Source organism: Cupriavidus sp. H19C3 (assembly GCF_049393815.1).
Taxonomy (GTDB): domain Bacteria; phylum Pseudomonadota; class Gammaproteobacteria; order Burkholderiales; family Burkholderiaceae; genus Cupriavidus.
The window spans coordinates 2278159-2298504 of sequence record NZ_CP184986.1; the positions used below are offsets into that span (position 1 = coordinate 2278159).

At 64.8% G+C, this 20346-nt stretch carries 21 protein-coding genes; 4 read left to right on the plus strand and 17 right to left on the minus strand.

Annotated elements, in window-relative coordinates; all coding sequences use genetic code 11:
- Positions 1–19: 19 nt before the first annotated feature.
- From napA to DFLDMN_RS29710, 4 genes are all read right to left on the minus strand, one after another.
- Positions 20–2515 carry a periplasmic nitrate reductase subunit alpha gene (gene napA, locus DFLDMN_RS29695; protein WP_423199321.1) on the minus strand — a complete coding sequence of 832 codons (2496 nt, stop codon included), beginning with the start codon at positions 2513–2515 and terminating at the stop codon, positions 20–22.
- Positions 2487–2861 (minus strand): chaperone NapD, encoded by a 375-nt coding sequence (locus DFLDMN_RS29700; RefSeq protein WP_423199322.1) that lies wholly within the window; start codon positions 2859–2861, stop codon positions 2487–2489. Before DFLDMN_RS29700 ends, napA begins: the two co-directional genes overlap by 29 nt.
- A gap of 93 nt (positions 2862–2954) precedes the next feature.
- A complete protein-coding gene (napE, locus tag DFLDMN_RS29705) occupies positions 2955–3113 on the minus strand; it encodes a periplasmic nitrate reductase, NapE protein (RefSeq protein ID WP_423199323.1) in 159 nt (52 codons plus the stop codon).
- A gap of 218 nt (positions 3114–3331) precedes the next feature.
- Positions 3332–4471 carry a porin gene (locus DFLDMN_RS29710; RefSeq protein ID WP_423199324.1) on the minus strand — a complete coding sequence of 380 codons (1140 nt, stop codon included), beginning with the start codon at positions 4469–4471 and terminating at the stop codon, positions 3332–3334.
- 209 nt (positions 4472–4680) lie between these two features.
- On the opposite strand from DFLDMN_RS29710, the gene DFLDMN_RS29715 reads away from it, so the two are divergent.
- Positions 4681–5304, plus strand: coding sequence for a MarR family winged helix-turn-helix transcriptional regulator (locus DFLDMN_RS29715; protein WP_423199325.1), 624 nt, complete (start codon positions 4681–4683; stop codon positions 5302–5304).
- Here DFLDMN_RS29715 and DFLDMN_RS29720 read toward each other — a convergent pair.
- Genes DFLDMN_RS29720 through DFLDMN_RS29750 form a run of 7 tightly spaced genes read right to left on the minus strand, consistent with a single transcriptional unit; the run spans position 5301 to position 12552 of the window.
- Positions 5301–6230: a hydroxymethylglutaryl-CoA lyase gene (locus DFLDMN_RS29720; protein ID WP_423199326.1), complete on the minus strand. Its 930-nt coding sequence runs from the start codon at positions 6228–6230 to the stop codon at positions 5301–5303. The genes DFLDMN_RS29715 and DFLDMN_RS29720 overlap by 4 nt on opposite strands.
- 23 nt (positions 6231–6253) lie before the next feature.
- Entirely contained in the window at positions 6254–7876 is a 1623-nt protein-coding gene (locus tag DFLDMN_RS29725; protein WP_423199327.1) for an AMP-binding protein, read from the minus strand.
- Positions 7873–8631 (minus strand): enoyl-CoA hydratase/isomerase family protein, encoded by a 759-nt coding sequence (locus DFLDMN_RS29730; protein ID WP_423199328.1) that lies wholly within the window; start codon positions 8629–8631, stop codon positions 7873–7875. The genes DFLDMN_RS29725 and DFLDMN_RS29730 overlap by 4 nt, the downstream gene beginning before the upstream one ends.
- 31 nt (positions 8632–8662) lie before the next feature.
- Positions 8663–9862 (minus strand): CaiB/BaiF CoA transferase family protein, encoded by a 1200-nt coding sequence (locus DFLDMN_RS29735; RefSeq protein ID WP_423199329.1) that lies wholly within the window; start codon positions 9860–9862, stop codon positions 8663–8665.
- A gap of 6 nt (positions 9863–9868) precedes the next feature.
- Positions 9869–10600, minus strand: coding sequence for an enoyl-CoA hydratase/isomerase family protein (locus DFLDMN_RS29740; protein ID WP_423199330.1), 732 nt, complete (start codon positions 10598–10600; stop codon positions 9869–9871).
- A 4-nt stretch (positions 10601–10604) separates the two neighbouring features.
- Positions 10605–11561, minus strand: a complete 957-nt coding sequence (locus DFLDMN_RS29745) for an NAD(P)H-dependent flavin oxidoreductase (RefSeq protein WP_423199331.1) — start codon at positions 11559–11561, stop codon at positions 10605–10607.
- Positions 11562–11586: 25 nt separating this feature from the next.
- Positions 11587–12552: a Bug family tripartite tricarboxylate transporter substrate binding protein gene (locus DFLDMN_RS29750; protein ID WP_423199332.1), complete on the minus strand. Its 966-nt coding sequence runs from the start codon at positions 12550–12552 to the stop codon at positions 11587–11589.
- 226 nt (positions 12553–12778) lie between these two features.
- On the opposite strand from DFLDMN_RS29750, the gene DFLDMN_RS29755 reads away from it, so the two are divergent.
- Both DFLDMN_RS29755 and DFLDMN_RS29760 read left to right on the plus strand, forming a co-directional pair.
- The gene (locus DFLDMN_RS29755; protein WP_423199333.1) at positions 12779–13969 is read left to right on the plus strand and encodes an AAA family ATPase; all 1191 of its coding nucleotides are present in this window, start codon (positions 12779–12781) and stop codon (positions 13967–13969) included.
- A gap of 5 nt (positions 13970–13974) precedes the next feature.
- Positions 13975–14529, plus strand: coding sequence for an RloB domain-containing protein (locus DFLDMN_RS29760; RefSeq protein WP_423199334.1), 555 nt, complete (start codon positions 13975–13977; stop codon positions 14527–14529).
- Between the two features lie 39 nt (positions 14530–14568).
- Here the strand turns inward: DFLDMN_RS29760 and DFLDMN_RS29765 are convergent, their stop codons facing one another.
- The 3 genes from DFLDMN_RS29765 to DFLDMN_RS29775 all read right to left on the minus strand — a co-directional run bounded on the left by DFLDMN_RS29765 (position 14569) and on the right by DFLDMN_RS29775 (position 16593).
- The gene (locus DFLDMN_RS29765) at positions 14569–14988 is read right to left on the minus strand and encodes a hypothetical protein (RefSeq protein ID WP_423199335.1); all 420 of its coding nucleotides are present in this window, start codon (positions 14986–14988) and stop codon (positions 14569–14571) included.
- 261 nt (positions 14989–15249) lie between these two features.
- Complete coding sequence (locus tag DFLDMN_RS29770) at positions 15250–15591, minus strand: DUF2322 family protein (protein ID WP_423199336.1); 342 nt, start codon at positions 15589–15591, stop codon at positions 15250–15252.
- A 90-nt stretch (positions 15592–15681) separates the two neighbouring features.
- Entirely contained in the window at positions 15682–16593 is a 912-nt protein-coding gene (locus DFLDMN_RS29775) for a LysR family transcriptional regulator (protein ID WP_423199337.1), read from the minus strand.
- Between the two features lie 144 nt (positions 16594–16737).
- Between DFLDMN_RS29775 and DFLDMN_RS29780 the strand changes: the two genes are divergently transcribed.
- Positions 16738–17319 carry a YdeI/OmpD-associated family protein gene (locus tag DFLDMN_RS29780; protein WP_423199338.1) on the plus strand — a complete coding sequence of 194 codons (582 nt, stop codon included), beginning with the start codon at positions 16738–16740 and terminating at the stop codon, positions 17317–17319.
- Between the two features lie 100 nt (positions 17320–17419).
- Here the strand turns inward: DFLDMN_RS29780 and DFLDMN_RS29785 are convergent, their stop codons facing one another.
- Genes DFLDMN_RS29785 through DFLDMN_RS29795 form a run of 3 tightly spaced genes read right to left on the minus strand, consistent with a single transcriptional unit; the run spans position 17420 to position 20276 of the window.
- The gene (locus DFLDMN_RS29785) at positions 17420–18202 is read right to left on the minus strand and encodes an enoyl-CoA hydratase (RefSeq protein ID WP_423199339.1); all 783 of its coding nucleotides are present in this window, start codon (positions 18200–18202) and stop codon (positions 17420–17422) included.
- A gap of 8 nt (positions 18203–18210) precedes the next feature.
- On the minus strand, positions 18211–19335 hold the full coding sequence (locus DFLDMN_RS29790; protein WP_423199340.1) for a CaiB/BaiF CoA transferase family protein: 1125 nt from the start codon (positions 19333–19335) through the stop codon (positions 18211–18213).
- On the minus strand, positions 19332–20276 hold the full coding sequence (locus DFLDMN_RS29795) for a Bug family tripartite tricarboxylate transporter substrate binding protein (protein WP_423200615.1): 945 nt from the start codon (positions 20274–20276) through the stop codon (positions 19332–19334). The genes DFLDMN_RS29790 and DFLDMN_RS29795 overlap by 4 nt, the downstream gene beginning before the upstream one ends.
- Positions 20277–20346 lie beyond the last annotated feature (70 nt).

Consider the following 20346-nt stretch of genomic DNA (forward strand, 5'->3'; position numbering starts at 1 on the left):
CATCTATGCATGGCGCCTCCTACACCTTCACGATCTTGACCGCGCACTTCTTGAAGTCGGTCTGGAGGGAAATCGGGCAGGTTGCATCGAGCGTGGCCTTGTTGATCAGCTGGCTGGCATCGAACCACGGGACGAACACGAGCCCCCGCGGCGGTGCGTCGCGACCCCGCGTTTCCAGCCGCGACCGCATGCGGCCGCGCCGCGACACGACCTCCACCTCCACGCCGCGCCGCAAGCCCAGCGCGCGCGCATCCTCGGGATGCATGAACACCACCGCATTCGGAAACGCGCGATAAAGCTCCGGCACGCGGCGTGTCATCGAGCCGGAATGCCAGTGCTCCAGCACCCGGCCCGTCACCAGCCAGTACGGGTATTCCTGGTCCGGCGACTCCGCCGGCGGTTCGTACGGCAGCGCAAAGATCACGGCCTTGCCGTCGGGATTGCCATAGAACTGGAAGCCGGTGCCGGCCTTGACGTACGGATCGCTGCCCTCGCGATAGCGCCAGCGTGTCTCCTTGCCGTTCACGACCGGCCAGCGCAGCCCGCGCGCCTCGTGATACGCGTCGAACGGCGCGAGGTCGTGCCCGTGTCCACGACCGAAGCTCGCGTACTCCTCGAACAGGCCCTTCTGGATATAGAAGCCGAACGCCTTGGCTTCGGCGTTGTGATAACCCGGATCGGCGTCCTTGAGCGGGAAGCGGTCGACCTGCCCGTTGCGATAGAGCACGTCGTAGAGCGTCTTGCCTTTCAGCTCCGGCTTCTTCGCAAGGAGATCCGCGGGCCAGACCTCCTCCACCGTGAACCGTCTGGAAAACTCCACCAGTTGCCACAGGTCCGAGCGGGCCTCGCCCGGAGCATCGACGAGCTGATGCCAGAACTGCGTGCGGCGCTCGGCATTACCGTAGGCGCCTTCCTTCTCGACCCACATCGCAGCCGGCAGTACGAGGTCCGCGGCGAGTGTGGTCACCGTGGGATAGGCGTCGGAAACCACCACGAAGTTGTCGGGATTCCGATACCCGGGCAGGCCCTCCTCCATCAGGTTGGCGGCGGCCTGCATGTTGTTGTTGACCTGCACCCAGTACGCATTCAGCTTGCCGTCCCTGAGCATACGGTTCTGCAGCACGGCGTGATAGCCCGGCTTGTCGGGAATGGTACCTGGCGGCAGCTTCCAGATGCGCTCGGCTTCTTCCCGATGCTTCGGGTTGGTCACCACCATATCGGCCGGCAGCCGGTGCGAGAACGTGCCCACCTCGCGCGCCGTGCCGCACGCCGAAGGCTGGCCGGTCAGCGAGAACGGACTATTGCCCGGCGTCGCGATCTTGCCGGTCAGCAGGTGCACGTTGTAGATCATGTTGTTCGCCCAGGTGCCGCGCGTATGCTGGTTGAAGCCCATGGTCCAGAACGACACCACCTTGATGGACGGATCCGCGTACAGCATCGCCAGTTGCTCGAGCTTGTCGCGCGGTACGCCGGACAACTTGCTGACATAGGCCACGTCGTACTTCGAGACGAACTTCGCGAACTCCTCGAACGTGATCGGCGTGGAGGCGCCAGGATCGGCCGCATGCTTCGCCGCTTTCTGCAGCGGGTGGTCCGGCCGCAGGCCATAGCCGATGTCCGTCACGCCCTGCTTGAACACCGTGTGCTTGCTGACGAAGTCCTTGTTGACCTTGTTATTGCTGATGATGTAGTGGGCGATGTAGTTGAGGATCGCCAGGTCCGACTGCGGCGTGAAGATGATCGGAATATCCGCAAGGTCGTACGAGCGGTGCGTAAAGGTCGACAGCACCGCGACTTTGGTCCTGGGCGCGGAAAGCCGCCGGTCGGTCACGCGAGTCCAGAGGATCGGGTGCATCTCCGCCATGTTGGAGCCCCACAGCACGAAGGCGTCGGCCACTTCGAGATCGTCGTAGCAGCCCATCGGCTCGTCCATGCCGAACGTGCGCATGAAGCCCTGCACCGCGGACGCCATGCAATGGCGTGCGTTGGGGTCGAGGTTGTTCGAGCGGAAACCGGCCTTCATGAGCTTGGACGCCGCATAGCCTTCCCAGATCGTCCACTGGCCTGAGCCGAACATGCCCACCGCGGTGGGCCCCTTCTCCTTGAGCACGCGCTTGAATTGCGCGGCCATGACGTCGAATGCCTGGTCCCAGCTGACAGGCTGGAACTCACCGTTCTTGTCGTATTGGCCGTTCTTCATGCGCAGCAAGGGGCGCGTCAGGCGGTCCTGCCCATACATGATCTTCGACAGGAAGTAGCCCTTGACGCAGTTCAGTCCCTTGTTGACCTCGCATTGCGGATCGCCTTGGGTCGCCACCACCTTGTTGTCCCTGACCGCCACCGTCACGCCGCAGCCAGTGCCGCAGAAGCGGCAGGGTGCCTTGTCCCACTTCAATCGCGTCAGATCGCTGTCGGTCACGAAGTTGGCGGCGTCCGCCGGCAACGGAATACCCGCCGCCGACGCGGTGGCCGCCACGGCCGTCTGCTTAATAAAGTCCCTGCGGGTGAGTGTCATCGACGATCCCCTCGTGCATGTTGCACAGATCCTCGTTGTGCTGGTAGACGAGTGTCGCAGCTAGCACACCTTCCAGCTGCTGAAGCCAGGCGAGGTGGGCGGCAATGGCACGGGAGCTGGGCGCCTCCAGGGTGACCACGAGTTTGCCGGCCGCGCTGGCAGCATGGATTTCCGCGCCGGTCACGGCGGCGATGGCGACGCGCACCGCGTCGACACGCTCTGGCCATGCCTGCACCAGGACGCCGGCGATATGCCATTCATCGGCACACACGCCGGCGTCGCCACCGTCGCCGTGGCGGTCTGCCAGCGTTTGCTGGGCGGGGATCGAAGGCTCTGCACCTGGCATGACTGTCCTCGCGGCGTAGCGGGATGGCGGCGTATCGCCGTCTCAAATCCGTGCTGCAGGAACTGCAAGTCAAAATCCACGGCACCGCACGCGTCAGTGCGTGGGCGGCCCGCTCACCAGTTGGCTCATCCAGACCATGAAACCATAACCGGCGACCACGATAACGGACAACACCGGCACCATCACAGCCGTCAGGAAGATAAAGCTCCGCAGCTCCTCTTTCTTGCGCTGCGCATCGATGGGGCCGTCCATGGCTCGGGCTCGTCGGAGAAAGTGGGGGACGTGAATGTCTGACTCATTAAAGGAAGCGTGCCCGGTGGTGTCAAGACGGCACATGCGTTTTCCAAATCTTTTTATCTCGGCAACGTCAATTAAATAAATTCACATCGTGATATAAATTTTTTGCAAAAAAGCGGCGCCGGTGACGGCGCCGCGAGTCCTGCCGATTTCCCGATCGCAGGTGAGCAGCTTCAGAATCGGTGGCGCATGCCGACGAAGACGCCAACGCTGTCGTTCTGTCCGCCGTACGGGCCATTCATGCTCGCGCTGACCTTGTTGTAGGTGCCGGCGACATAGGTGTCGGTGCGCTTCGAGAAGAAATAGTCGGCGATCAGGAAGACCGACAGCTTGTGGCCATCCTCTCCATTGGCATTGACACGCCGGGCGGCGTCGTAGATCGTCGCCGCCTTCAGGACCCAGGCGGGCGTCATCTGGTACGTGGCGCCGAACTGAAACACATGATCCGTTCTCGCCGCCGCACTGGCGCCCACATTAGTGATGCCGGGGTTGGCATAGAGCTGGCTGTAGGTGCCGTAGGTCGGCGCGAGGTCCTGACCCGACGAGGGCGTAAAGGCGCCATCGCGTCGCGCGAACAGGTAATAGCCTTGCAAGGTGATCGGGCCGAGCCGGTACGACGCGCCCGCGCCGCCGTTGGTCTGCTTGTTGCCGGCGGGGTCCCGGGCCTGCTGGCCGACCATGCCCAGACCCAGCGCCCCGCTGGCATAGCCGACCCCCGCGCCGAAGATCGATCCACGCGCCGCGCCGCCGGCGACCTCGCCCAGCGAGTAAGTTGCCTCCATCTTGAACGGGCCGAGGTTCTGCTGGTACTTGAGGGTGTTGTCGAGCCGTGAACCGGCGAGCAGTTGCACCCATACATCGCTTGCGCCGGCATTGCCCCAGCCGATCGTGTCGTAGGGCAGCAGCATGTCGAATGTCACGCTGTATTGGCGGCCAAGTGTCACCTGACCGTAATCGCTGTTGAGCCCGACCCATGCCTGCCGGCCAAACAGGCGTCCCCCTTGCAGGGAGACGCCCGTGTCCGGGCTGAACCCTGATTCCAGGCGGAACACCGCGCTCCATCCGCCCCCGAGGTCCTCGTTGCCGAGCAGGCCCCAGCGCGAACCGTTGAAGAAGCCGGGCACCACGCCCGACACCGAGCCGCTGCGCGTGGCACGTCCCGCGGCGTTGGTCGCCGCCACCTGATGGGTCTGAAAGGCAAGCGCCGTGTCGATCAACCCGTACAGCTGGATCGAGTTCTGTGCATGCGCGGCGCCGGCCATAGCCAGCATCGCGCCGATTGCCGCAAGCTTGAACGTCGAGGATGTTGTCATGGTGTGTCACCACCCTTCACTTTGACGTCGGCGCCTATTGCGTGATGCAAGTCCTGCATGTCCTCTCCTCCTTTCTCTCTCTTGTAAATTAGTTTCCAATGTAAAAGACATGATGGACATCGTCAACTATATGAGCGACGGCTGTGTCGCCTCTGCAAGACATTGCAGTTAGAATCGTTGACAGAAACAACCAACCGGAGCCCTTGCCGATGAGCGGAACGAAACACGGTCCAGGCCCTGCGCCAAAGGTCATTACCGACCTGCTGTCTTCGCGCCTGCACAACCTGGCCGGCCTCTCCGCCGCGAGCGCATCGCTGCGCGTGCAGCGCAAGTTCAACCTGACACTGCTCGAATGGCGCTCCATCGGCATGCTCGGCGCCTATGCGCCGCTGTCGTTGAAGGAGCTCGCACGGCGTGCCGCGCTAGACAAGAGCTACGCGAGCCGGACGGTATCGGGATTGATCGAGCGCGGATTGGTCGCCAGCGAACGCAGCGACACCGACGCCCGGGCCGTCATGCTGAGCCTGACCAAGGCGGGCGACGCGCTGTATCGCAAGGTCATCGTCGATGCGAATGCGCGCAACGAGCGCCTGCTCAGCCCGTTGAGCCCCCAACAGCGCAAGCAGTTGATGGAAATGCTGGCGATGCTCACCACCAGTGCCCGGGCCGTGCTGGACGAAGAACGGCGCGCGGCCGCAGGCGAAGCCATCGACGACGACGAGCCCGTGGGCGCGGCCGGCATGGAGCCGGTCGACACCCTGGTTCCCGCAGAAGTGGATCTGGCCGAGATCCGCGCGCTGGTGGCACGGCTCGGCAAGCTGGTGGGCAGCTAGGCGCGCGGCAGGGGATTGAGGCCGCTGCGCAATACACGGCTGTGCAGCACACGGTCCAGTACCGCCTCGCATTGCCTCCCGGCGTCGAGCAATCCGTCGAGGTCGATACCGGTATGCACGCCCATCGATTCGAGTAGGGCCACCCAGTCCTCGGTGCAGACGTTGCCGGTATGGCCACCGCCATACCGCACCTTGGCGGGATGCCCGCCCACGCCACCCATCGCGCAGTCGAAATGCGTGACGCCGGCTTCCAGCGCGGCGACATAATTGACGAGTCCCGTGCCGCGCGTATCGTGGAAGTGTGCAATCGGCATGATATCGGCAAAGTCCGTGCGCACCGCGCCGAACAATGACTTCACGGTTTCGGGTGTAGCCATGCCGGTGGTGTCGCCCAAGGTCACGAGCGCCACGCCGAGATCGCGGAAGCGTCCGATATCGCGCAACACCTCCTGCGGATCGACGTAGCCCTCGAACGGACAGCCGAACGCGACGGAAATGGTGCCGACCATGCGAAAGCGGCCGCGCGCTGCATCCGCCATCGCGCGGATGTTTTCCCATTGCGACGCACGGCTGCGCTTGAGGTTGCGCTCCGAATGCGAGGCCGAGGCCGATACCAGCAGGCTGATCTCATTGGCGCCGATACCCGCCTCCCGATCGGCCAGCGCGCGCTCCACCGCGTGCCCGTTGGCGCAGGTTGCCTTGTACATGACGCTGGCGCGGCGCGGCAGCGTGCGCAGCAGTTCGGTGGCGTCCGCGAACTGCGGCACTACCTTGGGATTGGAATACGACGTGGCTTCAACGCGTGGGAAGCCGAGCGCGGCAAAGCGGTCGATCAGCGCCGCCTTGGTCTCGGTGGCAATAAATCCGGGCTCGTGCTGCAGGCCATCGCGGGCAAAGCATTCGCACAGGACGACTTCGGCGGTCATGGGTGTCTCCGGTACCGGCATGTTCAGGAAGCGGACAGATGAAACAGCGCCACGGCGTGATCGCGCAGCTTGTTCTTCTGCACCTTGCCGCTCGCCGTCATGCCGATGCGCTCGAAGTCCGCCACCACCTGCGCATAGCGCGGCGCGCGGAAATTGGCCATGCGTGGCTTGCTCCAGGCGAGCAGCGCCTCGGCGTCGAGGGTCGTTCCGGGCTTCAGCGTGACGAACGCGGCCGGTACCTCGCCCAGGCGCGCGTCTGGTACGCCCACCACCTGCGCCGATGCCACGGCCGGATGCGATAGCAGTACCTGTTCCACTTCCGCCGGGGCCACGTTCTCGCCGCCGACGCGAAACACGTCCTTGAGGCGGCCCACCAGGCGCAGGCGGCCGTCCTCACGTAATACGCCGAGGTCTCCGGTCCGCAGCCAGCCGTCGGCGGTAAACACCTTGGCATTGGCCTCGGGCTGCTTGTAGTAGCCCCGCATCACGCTCCAGCCCCTGACCTGAATCTCGCCAACTTCCTCCACGGCACACGGCTGCCCCGACACGTCATCGACAATGCGCACCGACACGCCGTCATGTGGCGCAGCCAGGCCGCCCACGCGCAGCGCGACATCGTCCCGCCAGTCGTTGATCGCAACATTCGGCGAAGCCTCCGATAGTCCATAAGCCCAGCAGATGCGCTCGATGCCCATCTCGTCGATGATACGGCGCATCGTGTCGGGACCGGCCGCGGCCCATCCGCCGCGCAGATGCAGGCGGCGACGATCGAACGCGGGATGCGCGATCAACAGCTGGAACAGCGTCTCGTTGCCCGAGATGAACGTGCAGCGCGCCTCGTCCAGCATGCCCAGCGCGGCCCCCGCCTCGAATGTCGGCAGCGTGGCGATGCTGGCGCCCGCGCAGAGCGCGCACAGCAGCGATAGCGTCGAGCCCGCGACGTGGAAGAACGGCCGGCAGTTGAAGTAACAGTCCGATGCTTCGATGCCGAGGCGTTGTCCCACCGCCGTGGCGTTGCGCAGCATGTTGTCGTGCGTCAGCATCACGCCCTTCGGATGGGCGGTGGTGCCCGACGTGAACTGGATCAGGAGGAGGTCATCGGGAGTCACCGCGCGCATGGCATGCGCCAGCACGTCGTCGGTAATCGTTTCGCCGGCCGCAAGGAACGTTGGCCAATCCTGGGCCGCACTCGGAACATCGTCACCCAGTACCACCACGTCCCGCAGCATCGGTAAGGCCGCGCCGGGCAGCGCGGACGCAACCGCCGGCTCCGCCTCGCGCAGGAACGCCATGAAGTCGATGTTGAGAAAGCGATCGGCCAGGATCAACAGGCGGACATCCGACTGGCGCAGGCAATAGGCAATTTCCGCCGCCTTGAAACGCGTATTGACGGGTACCGTGACCGCACCGATCAGCGCCGCGCCGTAGAAGCTGGCGACCCAGTGCTCGTCATTGCCGCACAGCAGGCCAACCAGGTCGCCGCGCCGGATGCCGCGCGCCAGCAGCGCGCGTGCCACACGTCGCGCCTGGGCGTCGAGTTCTTGCCAGCGCGTCGCGCCGGCGGGCGTGATGAGGGCGCGTTCCGTCGCGCGGTGGTGGCCCTGCGATGCGAGTAACGCACCAAGGGTACGAGGTTGCCAGTTCATGCCTTGTCTCCAAATGCGCCAATGCCGGCGCGCCAGTCCGAGCGCGAAAGATTCTCCTCGATCGCGAGCAGTTCCTCGGCCAGCGCGCCGCGCGGGCCCAGTACCGCGCCACGGTCCATGCAACGCTTGGCGAGCCGCACGCCGAGCGGCGGCGCCTTGGCAATGGCCGCGGCAATCTCCACGGCCTCCGCCCCGAAGTGGTCGTGCGCGATGACGCGCGTCACGAGTCCGGCCGCCAGGGCCTCGGCCGCGCTCAGTCGGCGCCCGGTGAACATCATGTCCTTGGCCAGCCGCTTGCCGACGATGCGCGACAGCCGCTGGGTCGCACCGACCGTGCCCCACTGCGCTTCGGGCGTCCAGAAACTCGCGTCCGGCGTGGCGATGGCGAGGTCGCAGGCGGCGGCAATTTCCACGCCGGAGCCGGCGGCGGCGCCCTGTACCAGCGCAATCGTCGGCATCGGCAGGCTTTCCAGCGCCTCATAGGCGAAGAAGCCGCGCATGCGGCGTGCGAGCACCTGCGACTCGTCCATGCCCTTGCGCTCTTTCAGGTCCGCGCCGGCGCAGAACACCGCCCCCGCCCCACGCACCAATACGACGCGGACGTCGGCATTGGTTGACGCCGCGTGCGCCGCGGCTTGCAGGCCTTCGCACATCGCGAGGTTCAATGCGTTGCGGCTGTCGGGCCGATTGAGCGTGATGGTGGCAACACCGTCGGCCACCGTGTACAACACTGCTTGTTCTTCTGCTTGCGTCATGATTGCCTCGCTGCCTTGGTGCCCTGGTTCCTCAGATGGCCCCGGATGCACGCAATTCGCGTACGCGCTGTTCACTCAGGCCCAGGCGTCGCCTGAGCACTTCTTCCGTATGCTCGCCGAGCAGCGGGGGACGGCCGACCTCGGGATTGTCCCAACCGTCGAAGCGCAGCGGCACCGGCAACGCCTGGAATTCGCCGATGGTCGGATGATCGAAACTGGCGACCATACCGCGCGCCTGCACGTGCGGATCCGCCAGGACCTCGTCGACCGCCTTGATCGGACCGGCCGGCACTGCGGCGGCATCGAGCGCATCGCATAGCGCATCGCGGTCCCATGCGGCAATGGCCGCCGTCAGGCGTTGCATCACCTCTTCGCGGCAACGCACACGCCCCGCGTTGGACTGGAATGAGGGCGCCGCACCCCAGGCCTCCAGCTTCAGCACCTGGCACAGCGGTGCCCAGTGCTGATCGCTGGCCGTGATATGGAGCCATCGGCCATCCGCGGCCTGGAAGCTGGCGGAGGGCACGCGGCCGGGATGCTCGGTGCCCAGGCGCGGCGGCACTTCATGCAGCGCAAACCAGCGCGCGGCTGCCAGGGTCAGCAGGCTGACCTGCGCGTCGAACATCGACAGGTCGATATGGCAGCCCTGGCCCGTTGCGCTGCGTCCCTGCAGCGCGGACAGCACGGCGATGGCCGCCCACAGTCCCGACGTCAGGTCCGCCACCGGCAGCCCCGGCTTGACCGGCCCGCCGTCGCGCTCGCCAGTCAGGCTCATGATGCCGCCCATAGCCTGGAATACCGTGTCGTAGCCCTTGCGCGGCGCGTAGGGGCCGGTCTGTCCGAAGCCGGTACACGACAGGTAGACCAGCCGCGCGTTGAGTGCGCGCAGCGTGTCGGGGCCAAGCCCGTAGCGAGCGAGCGTGCCCACCGGAAAGTTTTCGATGACGACGTCGACGCTGGCGGCAAGATCGCGCACGATCCGCTGGCCGGCCTCGCTGCGCAGATTGACCGTGATCGACTGCTTGCTGCGGTTGAACGCCATGTAGTACGCGCTCTCGCTGCCGCCCGCACCTTCCACATGGGGCTCGAAGCCGCGTGTTTCGTCACCGGTGCCCGGCTGCTCCACCTTGATGACCGTGGCACCCATTTCGGCCAGGATCATTGAGGCGAACGGGCAGGCGAGCACGCGCGACAGGTCGAGGATGGTGATGTGCCCGAGTGGCTTGGCCATGGCGTGTTACCGGTCGGTTCGCACGAAAGTGCGCATGCGCTTGTTGGCTTCGCGGCCGACTTCGAGACCGCGTGCCAACGGCAGGTCCACCACTTCGTGGAAAGTCTGCTTGGTGGTGGCCATGGCCGCACGGCTCGCGGCAGCCAGGCGGCTTGCCAGTGCCAGGGTCTCGTCCATCAGCGCCTCGTCCGCATGCACGGCATTGACCATGCCCAGGGCAAGCGCGCGTTCCGCATCGACCGTCTCGCCGGTCGCCACCATATGGAAGGCGGCCTTGCGGCCGATCTGCCGCGTCAGGTTCGGCAGCACGATGGCCGCCACGATGCCGTGTTTCACTTCCGGATAGCCGAAGCGTGCCGAGCGCGCCGCGAGCGCAAGGTCGCATGCGATCGCCAGTCCTGCGCCCCCACCCATGGCGAATCCGTTGACGGCGGCAATCACCGGCTTGCTCATGCGCGACACGCTGAGGTGCAATTGCATGGTCAGCTCGGCGCGCTCTTCCACTCGCGACATCTGGTCGGGTGTCAGGTCCTTGAACTCGCCGATATCGGCGCCCGCGCAGAATGCGGCACCGTTGCCCGTGAGCACCACCACATGGACCCTGTCATCGGCTTCCGCCGCGGCCATCGCCTCCACCAGCGCACGGGTCAGGGCGTTGTTCAGCGCATTGCGCTTTTCCGGCCGGTTCATGCGCAGCACGCGCACCTGGCCGATGTCTTCGATCAGCAGTTCGTTCATGTTCTTACCCCAGTTGTTGCTTCAGGCGTGCGACGACCTCACAAGCCTCGGCCATGGTGCGTTCCACCACTTCCGCTGCCGGTAGCAGCGCATCGATCAGAGCCGCGCTCTGGCCGGCCTCGACCTTGCCCTGTTCCACGTCGCCATCCACCGCGGCCATGCGCAGCGAGCGGCTGCCGAACAATGCCTCGAGCACCTCGCGCGCCTGCCCCGCCTGCTCGGCCGCCTCATATTCCGCCGTGAAGGCGTTGCGTACGGCGCGGATCGGCAGCCCGCGCCACCCTACCAGCGTGGTATCGCCCACGCCCGCGGTCAGCACCTTCTCCTTGTACGCATCGTGGAGCGAGGCCTCCGGCGTCAGCAGGAAGCGCGTGCCCATCTGCACCGCCTCGGCGCCCAGGCACAGCATGGCCGCCAGGCCCGCGCCATCGACGATGCCGCCACCGGCCACGATCGGAATTCCCACTGATTGCGCGATCAACCGCACCAGGACAAGCGTGCTGGTGCCATTGGGCGGCGGATGTCCACCCGCTTCGCCGCCGACCACGACCAGTCCATCCACGCCGGCGGCTTCCGCCTTGCGCGCATGGTCGGGATGCGCGACCACATGCAGCCAGGTGACACCGGCTTGCCGGAAGCGCGCGATATGATCGCGCGGGCTGCCCTGCGAGGCGATCAGGATCGGTACGTGCTCATCCAGCACGATCTGCAGATGCTCAGCGGCGCGCTTGTTGTACAGGGCGACATTGACCGCAAACGGCGCCTCGGTGAAGGTGCGCACTTCGCGAATCGCATTGCGCAGATCGTCAGGCCGCATCGGCCCGGCCGCGATCACGCCGAGGCCGCCCGCCTTCGAGACCGCGCCGACCAGCCGCGAGCTGGACGAGGCCCAGCTCATGCCTGCCTGGACGATGGGATAGCGAATCCCGAGCAACTCGGTGATGCGCGTCTTGAAACTCATGTTGTGCGTCCTCTGGAATTGCCTGTCACTCTGAAGTAATGCCGGCGGCCTTGATGATCGGCCCCCAGCGGCCCTGCTCCGACTTGATCTGCGCACGGTATGCCTCCGGCGTACTCGACTGTGCGATGCCACCCTGCTCGGCGAACCTCTCCACCACGTCTGATGTACGCAGCGACGCCGTCAATGCCTCGACCAGCTTGCGGACGACGTCGTCGGGCAGACCCTTCGGCGCGACGATGCCGTAGGCTCCCGAAGCCAACACCTTCGGCAAACCCACTTCCGCGGCCGTCGGCACCTCGGGCAACGCCGCCAGCCGCTTGTTGTCGGTCACCATCAGGCCGCGCAGCTTGCCCGCCTTGATCAGATGCGCCACGGCCGGAATCTCGGCAATGAACATGTCCACCTGCCCGCCCATCAGATCCTGCACCGCGGGTGCGCCGCCCTTGTACGGGACGTGGCGCAGTTTCACCGCGCCTTCGTGCTGGAACAGTTCGCCCACCACATGGGTGCTGCTACCCACGCCCGCGGAGGCCACCGTGAGCTTGTCGGGCTGGCGCCGGGCATTCGCGAGCAGATCCGCGACCGACTTCAGGGGCGAGCTGGCGTTGACCACCAGCACGTTGGGCGTTGACACCATCGTGCTCAGGTAGGTGACGTCCTTGAGTGGATCGAAGGGCATTCTGGGCGCGATAAACGGCGCGTACACCATGGCGCCGGTGCCGGCCATGCCCAACGTGTAGCCATCGGCGGTGGCACGCGTGACCGCGGCAATGCCCACGAGGCCACCCGCACCCGGCCGGTTCTCCACCACCACGGTCTGCCCGAGACGGTTGCCAAGCGACTTGGCCAGCGTCCGTGCCATGACATCGGCAGGCCCCCCCGCCGCAAACGGCACGATCAGGACTACGGGCCGATCAGGATAGGCAGCGAATGCCGGGGGAACGGCCAGCAACGCGGTCATCCACAGGAGAGATTTGAGAAGGCGCAGCATCGTGTCTCCTTGCTTTGATTGTTCAAGTATTTAGTTGACATCGTATTTCATATCGTTGCTGTTGTCTACTATATGCGGGTACTGAAAAAACGTGCCGAATATTGATGATGGTGGCCGTACCTGATAAGCTGAATGTCAATTTTCGACATTTTTTTGTCGATATTTTGCCTTCATTCCACATTTGCCATTGCCAGCTATGCTCCATCGCTTGGAAATCGAGAACTACATGTCGATCCGGGACGCGCAGGTCATCGACTTGCAGGTCGCGGGCCATGCACCCGAATCGCCGGAGCGGTTCTCCGCAACATGGCCTGGCGCCGCCATCAAGGCGCCGAAGGTGGTGGCTTTCTTCGGTGCCAACGCGTCAGGCAAGTCCACTGTCCTGCGGACGCTGGGATTGCTTGGCTGGTTCGTCCGGCACAGCTTTCATCTGGCACCGGATATGTCGCTGCCTGTCGAGCCGTCATGGAGCGACGGCAACACATCCCGCATCACACGAATGGCGCTCCATTTCAGCGGGCCGCAAGACATCGGGGCTTGGACAAGCTCTCCATCGCCAGACGGCGTGGAATGCCGCTACGCGTACGAGATCGAGTTTGGGGATCAGGGGGATCGGCGCGTGGTTCTGACCGAATCGCTCCACTACTGGCCGGATTCGGCCAGGCGCAAGGTGAGGCTATTCGAGCGGGACCAGGACGAGGTAGTGGCGGGCAAGGAGTTTCAGTTCTCCGGGCACGGGCCCGTCCTGCGCAAGATACTTCGGGACAATGCGAGTGTGGTGTCCACGTTGGCACAGTTAGACCACAAGCCCTCGCTCTTTCTTCGCGATGCGGCGGCAAAGATCGTCTCGAACATTCTTATCGAGAAACATGCTATCGATGAGATGACGATGCTCAAGTTCTACCAGGGAAACCCGGCCTATCTCGAGGCCGTCAACCGTGACTTGCGGCGCATCGACCTGGGCATCCGTTCCATGAATATCGAGTCGACCGGCAATGGCCCGCGTGCAACCTTTGAACATGAGGGATTGTCCAAGCCCGTGCCCTTGTTTCTGGAGAGCCATGGCACGCGCAACTTTCTGCAGATCTATCCGCTGATTGCGAGCGTGCTCGCACAGGGTGGCATTGCCGTCATCGACGAAATGGATCTCTCGATCCATCCGAACGTACTACCTGAAATTCTGCGCTGGTTCTATGACGGCAAACGCAATCGGCACCACGCGCAGCTGTGGATGACGTGTCAGAACGCTTCGCTGCTGGAGGAACTTGTGAAGGAAGAAGTTTACTTCTGCGAGAAGGACGCAGACGGCGCGACGACGGTCTACGGTCTGCACGAAATACACGGTGTACGACGCGTCGACAATTTCTATCGCAAATACATGGGCGGTGTTTATGGAGCCGTCCCCAATCTCGGATAGTACGCATGGCACGTCAACCGGTTCGACAACGCAAGCGAATCTTTGTGGGGTGCGAGGGGGAAAGCGAGCGTAGCTATATCGCCCTGTTGCAGCGACTTCTGGGTGTGAACGCTGCCTACCATCTGATCACAGTCGTGCTTAACGGCGGCGATCCGCTTGCGACTGTGGACTCTGCGAAGAAGGCGCTCCGCCGGGAAGCGCAGCGCGGCCGTGGAGAATTCCTCGAGAAATACATCTTGCTGGATGAGGATACGGTGGGCCACACCCAGACTCGTGACCGGCAAGTGCAACGAGCAGCGCGCGAAGAGCGGTTCCGGCTGATATGGCAGCGTCCATGCCATGAGGCGCTATTGTTGCGCCACTTGCCACGCTGCCAGCGACGCCGCCCGCAATCAACCTCCCTGGCGCTCGCGGCCTTGCAACGTGAATGGCCCACCTACCGTAAGAACTGTGCTGCCGCGGAACTGGCCGAGCGTATCGATCTCGAAGGGGTACAACGTGCCGCGAAGGTTGAAGAAGAACTCTTCTCGCTGCTCAGCACGTTAGGGCTGGTTGAGTAGGGCCACCCGCTTCAGACAGATTCGCCGTTGGGCCCAATGCTATAACGGGGCGGGCCGCCTTGCCGGCGCCGCGGCGCCGGGCGCGGCCGGAGCCTTTTCCTGCGTGGCACTGCCGCTGTAGGCAAAGTACTTCGCCTTTGCGCCCTTGGCCCAGTAGGCCACGGTGAACTGCTTGCTGTCGCGCCCATACAGCAGTTCTACGCTGCCGTTTTCGGCGCCCCACTCCGCATAGCTGTTCTCGGCAGTGGGGTCCGTCTTGCGCTTCGAGTCGTAGCGGGCGTTGAGCTTGCCCGACACCTCATCCAGTGCAGAACGGTCGAAGGTCAGCGTGATCAGCGCCACGGCATCCGTCGCATCGCAATTGACGATGGCGCGGCTCAGTCCTGGCAGGTTGAAGCGGTCGAGGTGCTTGATCTCCACCGCATCGCCACCGGCCCAGGCGGCCTTGCCGGTCCGCACGTGGTTCTGCACGCTGGTCAGGCGCGCGCACCTGGACTGGCCGAGTTCGAGCCCAAGCGGGGCGGCGATCTTGTCGGGGATTCGCGCCGACGTTTGGGCCGGAGTTTGGGCCGGAGTTTGGACCGAAGTTCGCGCACACACCGCCGAGGTCAGCAACGCTGCCGCGGCGCATAGAACAAATGGAACTACCTGTTTCATTTCGATGGCATTCAGAGGGTGTCCACGCCATATTACGGCGGTTGCACGGCCCGGCTTGAGTCGTCAGCCGTCAGTGGCCCTGGCGATGATCTGGATCTTCAGCGCGTCGCCGCCTGCGGCAATCGCGAGCAACCGGTCGACATTGGGATGTGCGCCGGGACGATTGCGCGCGTCCGCCGTATGTTCCGCAAACACCGCCAGCCCGAATTCCGCCGCCTTGGCATCGAGTTTGCCGAACTGCAGTTGCAGATAGTTGTACACGGCCAACGAGCCTTGCTTACCGGGCATGTTCTCGATGCTGGCCACTACCGCGCCGCCGGCATCCACCAGATCGATGCGCTCGATACCGGCGATCGCAGGCATCTGCGCGAGGTTGTCCTTGAATACGTTGGTTGGTTGAATCACTGCGGCACTCCGATAGTCTGTGACACCGCCGTAGCGCGGCGGTGCCGAGGGTGCGTATGTTAGCAGGGGCCACCTGCGCTCCTGCCACCGTCATGCCCTGACAGGCCGGCGTTTACGGCCCATTTCGTCGCGCACCTCGCTCATCAACGCTTCCGCCGCATTGGACAGGCGGGCATTCCAGCGACGGATCAGCGAGATCGGGTGGACATGACCGACCGCCGGCAATTTCCTCGCCACCAGATCCAGGTCGCGCACGAAGTCCAGCACATAGCCCGGCAACACCGCCACGCCCATGCCCGACTTCACCATCCCCAATACCGACAGCACCGTCCCTACCTCGATCGCGGAGCGATAAGTCAGTCCTTTCATCGCATAAACGCGGTCCACGGTACGTCGGGTGCTGAACGACGGGTGCATCGAGATATGCGGATAGCGCGCCAGCGCTTCCCACGTGACGGCGCGTTTGCGCGCGAGCTCGTGGTCGGGCGCGCAAATCACGTGGATCGATTCCGAATAGAGCTGCTCGACGTGCAGCTTGGGGTGATGTTCCTCGATCGAGACCAGGCCGAAGTCGGCCTTGCCGTTCACCACATACTCGATGGTCTCGTCAGTCGAGAGCTCGTACAGGCCAAGCTGGATGCCGGGGTGCGCCACGTGGAAGTCGGCCACGGGTTGCCGCAGCAGTCCATAGGCCATCATCGGCGACGCGGCCACGCGGACCTCGCCCTGTTCCAGGTTGAGCAGACTCTGCAGGCTGCGCTCGGCGGCATCCATCGTGCCGAGCACCTCGCACACGTAGCCGTAGAGCTGATCGGCCAGGCGCGTCGGCACGACCTTGCGCGTGGAACGTTCGAACAGCCGCTGGCCCACCTTGGCTTCCATCTCCTGACAGATCTTGCTGACCGCGGATTGCGTCATGTGAACCGTCTGCGAGGCGGCACTGAAGCTGCGCAGTTCGTAGACGACGCGAAACACACGGAATTCGCGGAGGGTCAGGTTCATGGTGGCACGGCAAGACGATTGTCGGTGGGCCCCTATATTAGAAGCAATGCCCATCCATGGGTGAACTCGCCGACGACGGGACCTGCTGCGAATATACTGGGAGCAAACCGGATCCCAACTGTCTTGACCACTCGAGTCACCGCCATGACCGAATCGCCTATGACGTTTGCCGGCCAGGAGGAATGGGAGCACTGGCTGGCGCAAAACGAAGCCACCTCGGCCGGCGCCTGGCTGCGCCTGGCGAAGAAGACCGCCAGGCAATCGACGCTGACCTATGCCCAGGCCGTGGAGAGCGCGCTCTGCTATGGGTGGATCGACGGACAGAAGCGGGCCGAGAACGCGGATTACTGGCTGCAGCGCTTCACGCCCCGCTCGGCCCGAAGCATCTGGTCGCAGATCAACAAGGACAAGGCGCGAGCCCTGCTTGCCGCTGGCAGGATGCGGCCGTCCGGCCTGCGGGAGATCGAGAAGGCAAGGAACGACGGGCGCTGGGAGACGGCGTATGCCTCTCCCGGCAAGGCCACCGTGCCGGACGACCTGCAGGCCGCCCTGGACGCCAATCCTGAAGCCCTGGCGTTTTTTGCGGCGCTGAATAGCCGCAACCGCTATGCCATCCTGTTTCGGGTCCAGAACGCCAAGAAGCCGGAGACGCGTGCGCGCAAGATCGCCGAGTTCATCGACATGCTGACGCGCGGCGAGACCATCCATCCCCAGACCGGCACGTAATGGCTCAAGACCGGAGCGAAATGCCGTTCACGCTCCGGCGCCGCACCGTGACCGCAAAGGATATGGCAACGGGGTCGGCGTCGGAGAAAGCCAGCCGCCGCTAGGCCTTCTTCTTGCGTTCGAGAAAGCGCGTCATGTACGCGTCCGGCTCGGGGCCGGCGTACATCTCGCCGAACAGCGCGATGCTGTGCTTGAGTCCGCGCTCGATGTTCGGATCTTCCCATGTCCGCAGCAGTGCCTTCTGTGCCCGCACCGCGACCGGTCCGCACTCGAGCAGCTCGCCGACGGTATGCGCGATGGCCTCGTCGAGCGCGGCGTTATTCACCACCTCGTTGAGGAAGCCCCAGGCATGCGCGCGTGCCGCATCGATGGCGGCGCCTGTCAGCAGCATCCGGCGCGTGTTGCCCTCGCCGATCAGGCGCGGCAGCAGGTTGGCGTGGATCACCGACGGTATGCCGATGCGCACCTCGGGCATGGCGAAATGCGCATCGGTATCGGCAATGCGGAGGTCGCACGCCGCCGCGAACTCCATGCCGCCGCCCATGCACCAGCCCGACAGGCGGGCGATGGTCGGCACCGGAAAATCGCGCACGGCTTCGCACAGGTCGTGCAACCGCGTGATGAACGCGACCGCGGTATCCGGCTGCAGGCGGGCCAGCTCCTTGATATTGGCGCCGCCGATAAAGGCCTTGTCGCCAGTACCGCGCAGCACCAGCACGCGCACGTGGGGATAACGCGCCAGCGTCCGCAGCGTGCGGGTGAATTCGACGATGGTGTCGGAGTCGAGGATATTGAGCGACGTGCCGTTGTCGATGCACAGCGTGGCGATGCCGCGCGCGTCGAGATCGAGCGTCAGGTGTTTCAGGTCTTGCAGGTCGTGCATGGCGAATCTCACTGGTCGGCGCCACGAGCGGGCAACGTCGGCGCCGGCGTGGCGTCCTCCGTGGCCGCGGGCGAGCGGAAGCGGGCCGCAATATGGCGCTGATGCGGATCCGTCTCGTCGAAAAAACCCACCGCGCGCAGCTGCGCATCGCTCAGCAGGTCTTCCACGCGATTGACACGGGCGCAGGGAATGTCGGCGGCTTCGAGCAGGCGCAGCCACGCCTCGCTGGTGCGCGTGGCGAGCACGTCCGCCAGGTAGCCGTAGATCGCGTCGTAGTTGTCCGCGCGCGCCGCGGCGGTCTGGAAGCGCGCGTCCGCCTCGAAGGTTGGCAGGTCGCCGATAGCTTCGAAGAATGCGCGCCAGTGCTTGTCGTTGTAGACCACCGCGGCGATATAACCGTCCAGCGTGCGATACGGTCGGCGATACGGCGTCAGCAGGCGGTTGTAACCCATCGGCCCGGCCGACGGCTCGAACGAAGCGCCGCCGAGATGATCGCCGAGCACGAAGGCCGCGATGGTCTCGAACATCGACACGCGGATGGTATCGCCCTCTCCCGTCCGAGCGCGCCGGAACAAGGCGGCGAGGATGGCATGGGCCGCGGTCAGGCCGGTCACGCGGTCGGCGATCAGCGTCGGCACATACTGCGGTGCACCGCCGGTCTGGCGCGCAAACAGTTCGGCCAGGCCGGCCTGCGCCTGGATGATGTCGTCATATGCAGCGCGGCCGTGCAGCGGCCCGCCCTCGGCATAGCCGGTCAGTTCGGCATAGACGATCGACGGATGGAGGCGACGTATCGCGGCATCGTCGAGCCCCAGGCGCTGCATCGCCTGCGGACGCACGTTATGCACGAGCACATCGAACGACGGCAGCATCGCGCGTAGCGTCGCGATATCCGCGGCGGCCTTGAGGTCGAGCACGAGCGACTGTTTGCCCTGGTTCGCGTGCAGGAACATCGCCCCCATGCGGGGCTCGCGCCTGGCGCCGGCGTGGCGCATCACATCGCCTTCAGGCGGTTCGATCTTCACCACCTCGGCACCGTAGTCGGCAAGGATCTGCGTGCATACCGGACCCATGATCACCGACGTGAGATCGAGTACCCGTACGCCCGCGAGCGGGCCGTTCTTCAGTGTCATTGCTGCTCCACGCCCGCCTTGGCCGCGCGGGACACCCACACATCGCGTTGCGCCACCGCAAATGCGGCATGCTCCTTCGGCGTATTGGGGCTGGCCACCATGCCGAGAGTGGCGAGCTTCTCGACCACCTGCGGACGCGCCAGCGCGGCGTTCACCGCCTTGCTCCAGCGCTCGACGATGGCCGGCGGCGTGCCCGCCGGCGCGGCCAGGCCCACCCAGACCACGAGGTCGAATGCCTTGTAGCCGGCTTCCGCCATGGTCGGGACATTGGGCAAGGCCGGCAGGCGCTGCGGCGTGGTGATGGCCAGCCCATTGAGCTTGCCGGCGTGCAGGAAACTCATGACCACCGACGTATCGGCCAGCATGTAGTCGATCTGGCTGCCCATGAGGTCGGTCACCGCGGGCGGCTGGCTCTTGTAGGGAATCGCATCGGACGGCGCATTGGCCACCAGCGAGAATGTGGCCGCCGCGATCTGCGCGGAGCCGCTACCGTAGCCATAGCGCACGCGATTCTTCTGCGCATACGCGGCCAGGTCCTGCGCGGTCTTGTACGGCGCGTCGGGGCGCGTCACCAGCACCATGGGGATGGTTGCGATACGCGACACATGCACGAAGTCCTTGATCGGGTCATAGCCCGGGTGCTTGTACAGCGCACCGATGCCCGAATGCGTTGAGCTGCTGGTGAGCAGCAGCGTATAGCCGTCCGGCGCCGCCTTGGCCACGTAAGAGGAGCCGATGATGCCGTTGGCCCCGGGCCGGTTGTCGATGATGATGGTACCGAGCGCATCGCGCGCGGCATCGGCGACGATGCGCGCGGCGGTATCGGACGCGCTGCCCGCGCCAAATGGCACCACGATCTTGATCGGACGGCTGGGATAGGCGTCGCCCTGCGCCGATGCGGGCTGAACCAGTGCGGCAGATGCGGCGGACGCAACCAGCATGGCAATCAGTGCCTTCTTCACTGCATGTCTCCTCGTTATGGCTTTGACGAAGGCATGCTAAAGGTACGGC

Excerpts from the sequence above, each read along its gene's own strand:
- napA (WP_423199321.1), bottom strand. The coding sequence starts at position 2,515 with ATGACACTCACCCGCAGGGACTTTATTAAGCAGACGGCCGTGGCGGCC.
- DFLDMN_RS29700 (WP_423199322.1), bottom strand. The coding sequence starts at position 2,861 with ATGCCAGGTGCAGAGCCTTCGATCCCCGCCCAGCAAACGCTGGCAGAC.
- napE (WP_423199323.1), bottom strand. The coding sequence starts at position 3,113 with ATGGACGGCCCCATCGATGCGCAGCGCAAGAAAGAGGAGCTGCGGAGC.
- DFLDMN_RS29710 (WP_423199324.1), bottom strand. The coding sequence starts at position 4,471 with ATGACAACATCCTCGACGTTCAAGCTTGCGGCAATCGGCGCGATGCTG.
- DFLDMN_RS29715 (WP_423199325.1), top strand. The coding sequence starts at position 4,681 with ATGAGCGGAACGAAACACGGTCCAGGCCCTGCGCCAAAGGTCATTACC.
- DFLDMN_RS29720 (WP_423199326.1), bottom strand. The coding sequence starts at position 6,230 with ATGACCGCCGAAGTCGTCCTGTGCGAATGCTTTGCCCGCGATGGCCTG.
- DFLDMN_RS29725 (WP_423199327.1), bottom strand. The coding sequence starts at position 7,876 with ATGAACTGGCAACCTCGTACCCTTGGTGCGTTACTCGCATCGCAGGGC.
- DFLDMN_RS29730 (WP_423199328.1), bottom strand. The coding sequence starts at position 8,631 with ATGACGCAAGCAGAAGAACAAGCAGTGTTGTACACGGTGGCCGACGGT.
- DFLDMN_RS29735 (WP_423199329.1), bottom strand. The coding sequence starts at position 9,862 with ATGGCCAAGCCACTCGGGCACATCACCATCCTCGACCTGTCGCGCGTG.
- DFLDMN_RS29740 (WP_423199330.1), bottom strand. The coding sequence starts at position 10,600 with ATGAACGAACTGCTGATCGAAGACATCGGCCAGGTGCGCGTGCTGCGC.
- DFLDMN_RS29745 (WP_423199331.1), bottom strand. The coding sequence starts at position 11,561 with ATGAGTTTCAAGACGCGCATCACCGAGTTGCTCGGGATTCGCTATCCC.
- DFLDMN_RS29750 (WP_423199332.1), bottom strand. The coding sequence starts at position 12,552 with ATGCTGCGCCTTCTCAAATCTCTCCTGTGGATGACCGCGTTGCTGGCC.
- DFLDMN_RS29755 (WP_423199333.1), top strand. The coding sequence starts at position 12,779 with ATGTCGATCCGGGACGCGCAGGTCATCGACTTGCAGGTCGCGGGCCAT.
- DFLDMN_RS29760 (WP_423199334.1), top strand. The coding sequence starts at position 13,975 with ATGGCACGTCAACCGGTTCGACAACGCAAGCGAATCTTTGTGGGGTGC.
- DFLDMN_RS29775 (WP_423199337.1), bottom strand. The coding sequence starts at position 16,593 with ATGAACCTGACCCTCCGCGAATTCCGTGTGTTTCGCGTCGTCTACGAA.
- DFLDMN_RS29780 (WP_423199338.1), top strand. The coding sequence starts at position 16,738 with ATGACCGAATCGCCTATGACGTTTGCCGGCCAGGAGGAATGGGAGCAC.
- DFLDMN_RS29785 (WP_423199339.1), bottom strand. The coding sequence starts at position 18,202 with ATGCACGACCTGCAAGACCTGAAACACCTGACGCTCGATCTCGACGCG.
- DFLDMN_RS29790 (WP_423199340.1), bottom strand. The coding sequence starts at position 19,335 with ATGACACTGAAGAACGGCCCGCTCGCGGGCGTACGGGTACTCGATCTC.
- DFLDMN_RS29795 (WP_423200615.1), bottom strand. The coding sequence starts at position 20,276 with ATGCTGGTTGCGTCCGCCGCATCTGCCGCACTGGTTCAGCCCGCATCG.